At 45.5% G+C, this 11,616-nt stretch carries 10 protein-coding genes; 6 read left to right on the top strand and 4 right to left on the bottom strand.

All coding sequences use genetic code 11. The features are described from left to right. Positions 1 to 12 precede the first annotated feature (12 nt). From VXP95_RS09110 to VXP95_RS09090, 5 genes are read left to right on the top strand one after another with little or no spacing between them, the layout of a single operon-like run. Complete coding sequence (locus tag VXP95_RS09110; protein ID WP_416711878.1) at positions 13 to 1,815, top strand: ABC transporter substrate-binding protein; 1,803 nt, start codon at positions 13 to 15, stop codon at positions 1,813 to 1,815. Positions 1,816 to 1,835: 20 nt separating this feature from the next. After that, positions 1,836 to 3,842 (top strand): M3 family metallopeptidase, encoded by a 2,007-nt coding sequence (locus VXP95_RS09105; protein ID WP_416711877.1) that lies wholly within the window; start codon positions 1,836 to 1,838, stop codon positions 3,840 to 3,842. 12 nt (positions 3,843 to 3,854) lie between these two features. Then, entirely contained in the window at positions 3,855 to 4,793 is a 939-nt protein-coding gene (locus tag VXP95_RS09100) for an ABC transporter permease (RefSeq protein ID WP_004279216.1), read from the top strand. Between the two features lie 7 nt (positions 4,794 to 4,800). Continuing rightward, a complete protein-coding gene (locus VXP95_RS09095; RefSeq protein WP_416711876.1) occupies positions 4,801 to 5,952 on the top strand; it encodes an ABC transporter permease in 1,152 nt (383 codons plus the stop codon). Positions 5,953 to 5,962: 10 nt separating this feature from the next. Further along, a complete protein-coding gene (locus VXP95_RS09090) occupies positions 5,963 to 7,699 on the top strand; it encodes an ABC transporter ATP-binding protein (protein ID WP_416711875.1) in 1,737 nt (578 codons plus the stop codon). Positions 7,700 to 7,757: 58 nt separating this feature from the next. Here VXP95_RS09090 and rluB read toward each other — a convergent pair whose 3' ends face one another. Genes rluB through VXP95_RS09075 form a run of 3 tightly spaced genes read right to left on the bottom strand, consistent with a single transcriptional unit; the run spans position 7,758 to position 10,233 of the window. Beyond that, on the bottom strand, positions 7,758 to 8,810 hold the full coding sequence (rluB, locus tag VXP95_RS09085) for a 23S rRNA pseudouridine(2605) synthase RluB (RefSeq protein WP_416681201.1): 1,053 nt from the start codon (positions 8,808 to 8,810) through the stop codon (positions 7,758 to 7,760). A gap of 41 nt (positions 8,811 to 8,851) precedes the next feature. After that, positions 8,852 to 9,442 carry an SMC-Scp complex subunit ScpB gene (gene scpB / locus VXP95_RS09080; RefSeq protein ID WP_416681203.1) on the bottom strand — a complete coding sequence of 197 codons (591 nt, stop codon included), beginning with the start codon at positions 9,440 to 9,442 and terminating at the stop codon, positions 8,852 to 8,854. Continuing rightward, positions 9,439 to 10,233: a segregation and condensation protein A gene (locus VXP95_RS09075; RefSeq protein ID WP_416711874.1), complete on the bottom strand. Its 795-nt coding sequence runs from the start codon at positions 10,231 to 10,233 to the stop codon at positions 9,439 to 9,441. Before VXP95_RS09075 ends, scpB begins: the two co-directional genes overlap by 4 nt. A gap of 503 nt (positions 10,234 to 10,736) precedes the next feature. Here VXP95_RS09075 and VXP95_RS09070 point away from each other — a divergent pair. Then, positions 10,737 to 11,216, top strand: coding sequence for a hypothetical protein (locus VXP95_RS09070; protein ID WP_416681205.1), 480 nt, complete (start codon positions 10,737 to 10,739; stop codon positions 11,214 to 11,216). 81 nt (positions 11,217 to 11,297) lie between these two features. On the opposite strand, the gene VXP95_RS09065 is transcribed toward VXP95_RS09070, so the two are convergent. Further along, on the bottom strand, positions 11,298 to 11,582 hold the full coding sequence (locus tag VXP95_RS09065) for a hypothetical protein (protein ID WP_416681207.1): 285 nt from the start codon (positions 11,580 to 11,582) through the stop codon (positions 11,298 to 11,300). Between the last annotated feature and the right edge of the window lie 34 nt (positions 11,583 to 11,616).

The following is an 11,616-nucleotide window of genomic DNA, read 5'->3' as shown; positions in this document are numbered from 1 at the left end:
TTAAGAACCAGTATGAATGTGAATAAAAATACTTTAAAAAAACTGGCCAGTGGGGTGTTAGTGGCCGGTTTGATGATGGCAGGGAGTGCATCGACATGGGCCAGCAATCCTGCCAACCCGAATAAGGTTTTAAAAACAGTATTTCTGGCAGCTGAAACCGGTTTTGATCCGGGTTATATCCATGACCGTTATTCGGCCAAGATTAACTCGGCGATTTTCGAAACCTTATATACCTATGATTATCTGGCCTCGCCGGCAAAATTAGTGCCATTGACTGCAGTCAGTCTGCCTCAAGTGAGTGCAGATGGCCTGACTTATACCATCAAAATCAAAAAGGGTATTTACTTTGCCGATGATCCGGTCTTCGGCGGTAAAAAACGTGAACTGACTTCGTATGACTATGCTTATAGCTTGAAACGTCTACTGGACCCAAAGCTGCATTCACCGAACAGCTGGTTGCTGGATGGCCGGATCAAAGGGCTGGAAGCATGGACAGCCATGGCGAAAAAAAATGGTAAAGTCTATGAAAATCCATTTGAAGGTATTCAGACTCCAGATCGCTATACCTTGGTACTCAAGCTGAATAATCCGGATCAGAACTTTCCGATGTTGCTGGCACATGGGCCTGCCGCTGCAGTAGCTCGTGAAGTGATTGAAAAATATAAAGACAAGGCGGGTTGGGTCATGAATAGGCCAGTGGGAACTGGTCCTTACGTGCTCAGCCGCTGGACACCAGGCTCACGGATTATCTTAAAACCAAATCCGGCTTATCGTGGTTTTGTCTGGGACTTTAAAGCCAGTGGTGCAGAAGATCAGGCCATTGTAAAAGCCATGCAGGGCAAAAAAATGCCTCAAATCGGCACTATTGATGTGCGTGTTATTGAAGAAGCGCAATCACGGATGCTGGCATTTAAGAAAAATGAACTGGACCTGCTCGAAATTGAGGGTGATATCGTCGTACAGGCCCTCGATGGTGACAAATTAAAGCCTGAGCTGGCTCAGCAGGGGGTGAAGCTGTCTCGTATTTTAGAGCCCTCCATTAGTTATCATTACTGGAATATGCAAAACCCGGTCGTGGGTGGTTTCGCGCCAGAAAAAATTGCCTTACGTCGTGCCATGGCGATGGCATTTTCTGTGGAAAACATGATCAGTATTTTACTCAAAGGAGATGGTGCAAAACTGCACATGCCTATTCCCCCAGGTGTAGAAGGCTATTCACCGTCCTATAAAAGCAGTACGCCATATTCGGTCAAGGCAGCCAACATGTTGCTCGACCGCTATAACTACAAGATCGGTGCAGATGGCTGGCGAAAGACCCCTGAAGGGAAACCTCTGGTAATTGAAATGATTGTTTACAATACCAGTCGGGGCCAGCAGCAGGGTGAATTCTGGAAAAAGACCCTGGACAGTATTCATATTCAAATGACCAGTAAGGCCATGCCATTTGCTGAAAGTATCAAGCTGGAAAAGCAATGTAAAACCATGTTCAAGAGTTCTGCATGGATTGCTGACTATCCGGATGCCGACAATTTTATGCAGCTGTTCTATGGCAAGAATGTCAATGTCACCAACAATGCCTGTTTCAAGCATCCTGAATTTGACCGTCTTTACGAGCAAACCCAGAGCATGCCGCCAGGCCCTGAGCGTGATCTGCTCTATCGCAAAATGACCCGGATTCTGGAAGTCAACATGCCGACCCTGATGCTCTATAGCACCTACCGTAACGCCTTGACCCAACCCCAAATTATCGGACATAAGTCCCATCCGATTCTGTCTTCAGAATGGATGTATATCGATATTAATACGAAAAAGTAAGAAAAAATCTGGAGATGAATATGAAGTTAAAGCCTTTAAAATTAAGTACCTTATGTTTAATGATAATGGGGGGGTATCAAGGTGTAGCGGCAGATACCCAAGTACAGCTGCTGCCATTATTCAAGGCTGCAGAAATTCCATCTTTATGTGATGCCAGTCTGGCTTCCATGCAAAAAGATATCCAGATATTTGAAAATAAAAAAATTAAAGATAATGCCAAGGCAGGGCCTTATCTGGCCGAATGGGATGAGTTGCATGCCAAAGCCCGTGATTTCGGTGCTGCAATAGGGTTGTACAGTAATGTCGATCCGGATCCTGCATTGCGTCAGGCAGCCGATGACTGTGAACTTAAAATCAGCAAATACCAGACCACCCTGTATCAGAATCCGAAACTGTATGCCCAGTTCAAGAAACTGAAAGCCAGTGATCCGATTGATCAGAAATTTTTAGAAGATATTCTGGAGCAGTTTGAGAACACCGGGGTACAACTCAGTGCAGAAAAACAGAAACGACTGAAAGAAATTATTGAAGAAAGTACTAAACTGGGGCAGGACTTTTCCAAAAATGTGCGGGATAACCCTGAAAAAGTTGAATTTACTCCAGCTGAAATGAAAGGCCTGCCAGAAAGTTACATCGCAAATTTAAAGAAAAATGAAAAGGGCAATTATTTGCTGGGCTTTGATTATCCGGAATACCAGCCTTTTATGGAGCTGGCAGAAAGTGATGAAGCACGCAAACGCTACCAGACCGCTTACACGCGTCGCGGGACCGAACAAAACCTGCAATTCATGAAAAAGGCCATTGATCTACGTTATGAAATGGCACAACTTTTTGACAAGGAAAGCTATGCCCATTCTGCGCTTGAATTCCGCATGGCCAAAACTCCTGAAGCAGTGAACGGTTTTCTGGATGAGGTTTATGCCAAAGTTGCACCTCTAGAAAAGCAGGATGTAGAACAATTACGTCAGTTCAAGGCTGAAACTTTAAAAGTTCCAGTAGAGAAAGCAGAAATTACACGTTGGAATCAGGGTTACTGGAGTGAAAAACTGCGTCAGGCCAAATACAAGGTAGACCAGGAAAAATTACGGGATTATTTCCCGACAGAAGCATCGCAAAAATGGTTATTCGCTATTTCTTCGGAACTCTATGGCATTGAGTTCAAGCCGGTGAAAGTCAAGGCTTGGCATGATGAAGTGGAATATTATGCGGTACATGACAAGGCTACGGGCGAATTCCTGGGCGGATTATATGTCGATAAATACCCGCGTGAAGGCAAATATGGGCATGCAGCTGTCTGGGGAGCTTATGGCGGCAGTACCCTGAATCAGCGTCGTCCGGTATCGGTACTGGTAACCAATTTTAACCGTAAGGGCTTGAATAGCAACGAACTGGAAACCTTTGTGCATGAAATGGGGCATGCCTTGCACGGGATTCTATCGAAAACCCGTTATACGGAACAGTCTGGTACCTCGGTAGAGCGTGACTTTGTTGAAGCGCCATCACAGATGTATGAAGAGTGGGCACGCCGTCTGGAAACCTTGTCAAAAGTAGCGGATTACTGTGAGCCGGCATGTCCTCGCGTGGATGCTGCCATGACCGAGCGCTTAAAGAATGTGAAGAATTACGGCCGAGGCCTGCATTATGCCCGTCAGGCTTTATATGCCCAATATGATATGGCCCTGCATGGTAAAGATGCAAAAAACATTGAGCCTTTAAAACTCTGGCAGGATATGGAAGGTAAAACCGCCTTGGGTTATGTCAACGGTCAGCAGTTCCCGGGACAATTCGGGCATCTGATGGGCGGCTATCAGGCAGGTTACTACAGCTATATGTGGTCTGAGGTCATTGCCCTGGATATGCTTTCATCCTTTGGCGATCAGCTGATGGACAAGAAAGTCGGTGCGCATTATCGCAATACGGTTCTGGCTCAAGGTGGTCAAAAGCATGGCGAGCAAATGGTGAAAGACTTCTTGGGTCGTGATCCGGACAGCAAAGCTTTCTTTAATGAAATCTCTGGAAAAAATTAAGGAAGGCAAGCGATGCTGGCATATATTATTCGACGGCTTTGGCAAATGATCCCGACCATGCTCGGGGTGATTTTGCTGATATTCCTGCTGTTTAACTGGGTAGGTGGAGACCCTGCCTATATTCTGGCCGGTAAAATGGCCAATGCGGAACAGATTGAGAACATCCGTCAGCAACTGGGTGTGGATCAACCGTATTACGTACAACTCTGGATCTTTATCAAGCAGATTTTAACTTTTGATTATGGGGTGAGCTGGAGCACCGGGGAGTCGGTGGCACAGATTATCACCACCCGTTTGGGACCCTCACTAACCATTCTGATTCCACTGACCATTCTGCAAACTATTATTTCTATCATTCTGGCTTTGGGTGTGGCTTCGGTTCGTGGTTCTTTGACTGATCGCATGATCATGATGCTATGTACGATCGGTATGTCGATCAGTATTCTGGTGTACATCATCGTGTTCCAGTATTTCCTGGCCTATGAACTGAGCTGGTTCCCGGTACAGGGCTGGAGCGATAATTTCGCCGACAACCTTTTCAAATACGCCTTGTTACCTGTGCTGATTATGTTGGTGGTCAGTATTGCACCAACACTACGCCTGTATCGTAGTTTCGTACTGGATGAAGTCAATCAGGACTATGTGCGTACTGCGCGTGCCAAAGGCCTGGGTGAAAACCGTATCATGGGCGTGCATGTCCTGCGCAATGCCTCCATTCCGATTATTACCGATGTGATGGCAGGACTTCCCGCACTGCTGATCGGTGCTTTCCTGATTGAGCGTTTTTTTGGTATTCCGGGAATTGGCCGTGAAGTTATTATTGCGGTAGAACGTTCCGATTTTCCTGTGATTAAAGCCATTACGGTCTATGTCGCTGCTGCGACCATGATATTCAACCTGATTGCCGATCTGATCTATAAATGGGTCGATCCACGTGTACAGTTGAAGTAGGTGAATTATGCTGAGTGCGATATTTAAAAAAGAACAAGCGGCTGAAGCAGCACCTGAATCGGCTTCAACAGGATTATGGCAACTGGCCATGCGCCGTTTGAAACGTGACCGGATTGCCATGTTTTCCCTGTATGTGGTGCTGTTTTATCTGCTGCTGCTGGTGCTGTCAATGAGCGGCCTGATTGCTAAAGACTGGAATAAAGAAGTGGCGGTCAGCTATGCACCGCCGAGTTTTATCAGTGCAGCGCCAGTTCCGGCTGCCTCTGATCCAGAGCAGGGCGCAGAATCTGTGCCTCTACCGGTCAATCCAGTCGATCCCTTAAAAGATGTCATTGCTGAATTGAATGCTGAAATTGCTGCTGAGCAGGGTGCTGGTGCAGGCATCGATTATTATGGAGTGGTCGATCCGCTGGCAGAAGACATGAAGGCCATTAATCAGGAACTCGGCGGCCAGCTGATGGATGAAAGTGGTGAACTCAAGCAAAGTCTGGCCTTCGGCGCCGATAAATGGGGGCAGGATGTTTTACAGAAAACCATTAAGGGGGCTGAAACCTCGATTCTGGTTGGACTGATTGCAGCCTTTGTCGCTGTACTGATTGGGACTGCACTGGGTGCAATAGCAGGTTACTTTGGTGGCTGGGTCGATGATGTCCTAAACTGGTTTTATAATATCTTTACCTCGATTCCCTATCTGTTGCTGGTTTTGGCGATTGCCGCAGTGTTACAGCAGAAAGGTATTTTATCAATTATCCTGATTTTAGGTCTGACTGGCTGGACCGGGGTTTTCCGTTTGGTTCGTGCCGAATACATGAAACATACGGCACGTGAATATGTGCTGGCTGCCAAGGCGATTGGCGTGAGTAATATGCGTCGTATGTTTGTCCATATTTTTCCCAATGTCAGCCATATTGCTCTGGTACAGATGTCTATTCTGGTGGTGGCATTTATCAAGTCCGAAGTCATTTTGAGCTTTCTTGGTTTCGGTGTGCCTATCGGGGTAGTGTCATGGGGCAGTATGCTAAACGAAGCGCAAAGCGAGCTGATTTTGGGTAAATGGTGGCAACTGGCGGCAGCCTCAATCGCCATGGCGGTATTGGTGACTGCTTTCTCGATGTTTACCGATGCACTCCGTGATGCATTAGATCCAAAACTGAAATAGGAGCGCAACGATGTCTGAAATCAATCCAAGCACAGTACCTGCGTTACTTCGCGTAGAAAATCTGCGAGTCAGTTTTAAAGGTGAAAATAAAGAGTATATTGAGACCGTAAAAGGGGTTTCTTTCGAGATTCCGGCCAATACCACGGTTGCACTGGTAGGTGAGTCGGGGAGTGGCAAGTCGGTTACTTCTCTCGCCACTATGGGCCTGCTTCCGGCAGAAAGCGCACGTATTTCAGAAGATAGCCAGATCATCTTTGAAGGGAAAAACCTGCTCAAGCTTAAAACCCGAGAAATGCGCCAGATGTGCGGCAAAGACATTGCCATGATTTTTCAGGAGCCCATGTCTTCGCTAAATCCGGTATTTACGGTAGGCATGCAGATTGCAGAAATCCTGCAACTACATTTGGGCATGAATAAAAAACAGGCGCGGCAACGTACCCTGGAGCTGCTCAAAGAAGTGGGTATTCCTACGCCAGAAACTAAAATTGATGCCTATCCGGGGCAGCTTTCCGGTGGACAGCAGCAACGGGTCATGATTGCCATGGCCATTGCCTGTGAACCTAAACTGTTGATTGCAGATGAACCGACCACAGCTCTGGATGTGACTATTCAAAAGCAGATTCTGGACTTGCTGGAATCGCTGCGTCAGCGTCGCCAGATGTCGATGCTGTTTATTACCCATGATCTGGCATTGGTTGGTGAAATTGCCGATCAGGTGATTGTGATGCGCCATGGGGAAATCCGTGAACAGGGTCCGGTTCGGGAGGTGCTGGACCGGCCTCAGGATATGTATACCAAAGCCTTGTTACACTGCCGTCCACAATTATCGCAACGTCCGTTACGTTTGCCGATGATCAGCGATTTTATGAAACAGGATGGCTCAACCTGGCTGGAAGATATCCGTCTGAATACTCAGCTTCCGCAACGATCACGTGGACTAAAGGGCGGAGAGGAAGTTATTCTGGATGTACGGGATCTGAAAAAATCTTTTTATAGTCGTAAAGGGCTGTTTGGCAAAGATGAATTTCAGGCAGTAAAAGGAGTTTCTTTTCAGCTGGCCAAAGGCAAGACCTTGGGGCTGGTCGGGGAATCCGGTTCGGGTAAAACCACCATTGGCTTGTTGCTGATGCGTCTGCAACAGGCTACGGGCGGTAAGGCACTGTTTCAGGGTCGGGACATTCTGGACATGTCGGAACAGGAATTTACCCAGTATCAACGTAAAATCCAGATCATTTTCCAGAATCCCTATGCTTCGCTGAATCCACGTTTTACTGTTGGACAAATCCTGATGGAACCGATGCAGATTCATAAGATTGGTCAGGATGATGCCGAACGCAAACAAATGGCTTTAGACTTGTTGGAGAGGGTCAGCTTGCCTGCACAGGCTTTTTATCGTTATCCGCATGAGTTTTCCGGTGGTCAGCGTCAGCGGATTGCGATTGCACGTTGTCTGACTTTAAAACCTGAGATTTTAATCTGTGATGAGTCGGTCTCGGCGCTGGATGTATCAGTACAGGCGCAGGTGCTGAATTTACTGCAAGATTTACAGGATGAATTTGGTCTAAGCTATATCTTTATTTCGCATGATTTGTCGGTAGTAAAATATATTTCTGATCAGATCATGGTGATGAATCATGGCGAACTAGTTGAAATCGCCAATTCGGATGAACTGTATCAATCCCCACAGCATGAATATACCAAGCGTTTACTCGGTGCTATCCCGCAAGGGATTCCACAAAGTGCCTGATGCATAAGACATAAAAAAGTCAGGCAATGTGCCTGACTTTTTTTATTTATCTTAATTATTAAAACTTTTTAAAGCCTTTGTTGGCGCCATATGGACGACGCGGCGCATTTTCATCACGCTCTTCACGACGACCAAAGCCCTGATCCGGACGGTTTTCACGACGAACGAACTGAGTGCCATTCTGGTTTTCACTTCTGTCACGACGACCATAAGCATTGTCATCACGACGCTCACGGCCAGTGTTATTTTGTGGTTGCTCATCACTGTCACGACGTTGCTGACGCAAGAAACCGCCACGGCGTGCAGCCATCGGCTTGTCCTGCATACGTTCATTACGGCGTTTTGCCATACCAAACAAGCCAGTACCTTGACGTGGTTTCAATTCCACTGATTTAGTCAGGTTGTCAATATCCTGTTTATCCAGTTCAATCCAGCGACCGGTACGCAGTTCGCGTGGCAAAATCACGCTACCATAACGGGTACGCAGTAGACGGCTGACTTTCAAGCCTTGTGATTCAAAGATACGACGGACTTCACGGTTACGCCCTTCTTTTACCACCACCTGATACCAGCGGTTGATCCCGTCACCGCCAAGTTCAGAGAAAGATTCAAATTTCGCAGGACCATCATCCAGCACTACGCCTTTCAACATGTTATTTTTCAGTTGTGGTGTTACTTCGCCCATGACACGAACCGCATATTCACGTTCGATTTCATTCGATGGGTGCATCAGACGATTCGCAAGTTCGCCATCATTGGTAAACAGTAGCAGACCGGTCGAGTTAATATCCAGACGACCCACCATTACCCAGCGATCGCCCGGAATAGCAGGCAGTTGTTCAAACACAGTCGGACGGTTTTCAGGATCGCTACGTGAGCAGATTTCGCCTTCAGGTTTGTAATAAATAATGACACGACGACGGATTTCGTCTTCAATCTGGAACGCAACTTTACGACCATCGATGCGAAGCTCATCACCTGGTTCGATTCGTTCACCCACTTGGGCAATTTGCCCGTTGACACTTACACGACCTGCGGCAATGACTTCTTCCATATAACGGCGAGAACCCAAACCAACGCGTGCAAGCACCTTTTGCAACTTTTCACTCATGACAGCATAACCTTAGAAATAATTATCAACAGTTCACCTATTTATGACTTCGGTGCATTTGCATCGAGGGCCATAAAAGCTTCCTTGGCATCCTGCAGGGGAGGCAATTGGCCCAAACTATTCAGGCCAAACGCATTTAAAAATTGTGGCGTTGTCATTAACAACGCAGGTCTTCCAGGGAGTTCACGAAATCCAGACTCTTTAATCCAGTTCCAGTCAAACAGCGTACGCAGGTTTTGACTGTTATTCGTAACACCACGAATCTGTTCAATATCCGCTCGAGTCACAGGCTGATGATAAGCAATCACTGCAAGCGTCTCCAGTAATGAAGGCGACAAGCGAGCCGGTCGTTCAGGCCAGGTCTGTGCAATAATATTACGATATTTTGCACGTACTTGAAAACGATAACCTTGTGCTGTTTCCACCAGTTCAATTGAGCGGCCATGCATCAGCATGGAAAGCTGTTGTAAATACTGACGTAATTCCTGTTTGCTATAACGATCCTGAAAAGCTTCTTTCAGACGGGCCAATGAAACCGTAGTGTCGCTGGCAAAAATAATCGCTTCAAGCTGCATCAGGACTTCATGCAGATTATCTTCTGCAGATAACAGCATATTCTGATTGGGTGTCATTGGCTGGCTCCTTGAATCGCGAGCGGGGCTTCAATACCTGTAGCAATAATCTGAATTTTTTGTTGTCGGGTTAGTTCCAGCACGGCCATAAAGGTGACCACCATGCCCATACGGCCTTGGCTCGGTTTTAACAAGTCCTTAAAGCTGAGTACTGCGCCAGTTTCAATACAACTTTCAATATAGGCAATCCGTTCTTCCAGCAGTACCGGTTCCTGTTGTACCTGATGAATCACCGGTTCAGGACGGTTAAATATACAAAGCAAGGCATCACGCAGTAAATCGCTTGAATAGCCTTCATTCGGCTGCTGGATGTCTCCCAGAGTGACATTGGCGGTAAAGGTGTCACGTTCCAGAATCGGCATCTGGCCCAGACGTTCTGCTGCCTGTTTAATTCTTAAATAATTTTCTAAACGGTCAATCAGTTCTTGTTTTGGATCTTGTTCAATTGCAGCCAGACTTTTCGGTTTAGGTAATAGCAAACGTGATTTCAGATCTGCCAGTAATGCGGCCATCACCATATAGTCTGCTGTCAGTTCGATATTCAGGGATTTCATTGCGTCCATGTAAGACAAATACTGGGTTGCAATCGGTGCAATATCGACCTGTAACAGGTCAAAACCGTTTTTTTGAATCAGGTAAATTAAAAAGTCGAGCGGGCCTTCAAAATGTTCTAATAAAATTTCAAATGCTGCTGGAGGAATATACAGATCCTCCGGGATTGTCTCCTGCCATTCATCCAGAACCCGAATGTGCGGAGCAGATTCCCTAATGTTATGGATAATTTGAGTCATTACAATTATAGGCCACGCGAATTTTCAAAGGCATGCAAAGGCTTGATTTTCGGTATCTGATCGAAACAAAAGCACAGGATTTAGCAGTGGCATTGTACTGGAAAAGTAACTTTAAATAAATTAAATAAACACTCAAAGCAATAAAAACTTAAAAAAATAATGGAATTTAACTGCTCTTTAAAAAAAGCATAGAACAAAAGACTGAGTACAGCAGAAAATATACGATGATCTTCATGTTAATACGAGTTTAAAAATTAAGAGACCGAAGGGTAAACATCGGTTGATGCATGCAAAAAGCTGGATAAAGGCTGTCCTTCTTACTGGAAAGAGAAAGTTATTTAGTGGATAGGCGCTGAATGAATTTTAAACGGATTTTCCATTAAGAAACATGAAATTAATAAATATTAATAAAATGCACTTCTATAATTTTTGGTCAAAAACTTCGCTATACTGCTGAAAAAATAGTCGAAGCTCACAAAAAATATTAAAAAGGTGAAGAAAGTATGCCTCTTATTTTGCTTGTTATTGGAATGATCGCATTCGGGGGATTTTGGGCTTATCCCAAATATCAGATTATGCAGCTTGAAGATGAAGCACGCACAGGACTGAAATCAGGGGGATTCTCGGCTTTTGCCGAACGGGCCCAGCCTGTCATGCAGGCCATGAAAATGGATTTTAGCATCCTTGACCAATATCCTCAGATCCGTTTTTATATGCGGCATATGGCCTATGAAGGGGACCAGCTGGACGAAAGGGTTAAGCTGGATATGCAAGCCATGTCTTGTGAGTCAATCAATTCCTTTAAAGTCATGGAACCCAAGGCACGTACAGCAATGCTAAACGTACTGGAGGAAGATCAGATCGTTTTTCATGTGTATCTGAAAAATAAACTGGGCGAGGAACTCATGCACCATGAACAGAAGCTATCGCAATGCCCAAATTTCATTGCAGTTCGTCATTATGAACGTAGTTCAGACTCCTAAACTGTTTTTGGCAACCACCACATACCTGTCGAATTGAAAAGAATAAAACTGCAACCTCTCACCATATGCTGTTTTAGATTTTTATAGTGAGGAATGACTATATTCCTTAGCGGCAAACTCAATGAGACGCTGACAGGTCTCTGCCAGGCATACATTTTGGTTTGAATTGATCTGCAACCACTGTCTCACTAGAGCCAACGTCAGGAAAAATTGGTACTCAGTATGATCAATATTTACAGTGGGATGGGGAGAAGAATGTGCTTCGACCATGATTGCCTTGGATTGTAGAGTCCAAGGCATTTCTGCATAGATTAAATCCTGTGCAGAAAATTCATGCTGATTCAGAAGCAAATAAAATAGATCCATGCATTCGAACTCTCTCAATACTGAAGGACAATTT

The organism is Acinetobacter sp. 226, from assembly GCF_048147925.1.
GTDB classification, from domain to species: Bacteria; Pseudomonadota; Gammaproteobacteria; order Pseudomonadales; family Moraxellaceae; genus Acinetobacter; species Acinetobacter pecorum.
This window is presented reverse-complemented; position numbering and strand designations above follow the sequence as displayed.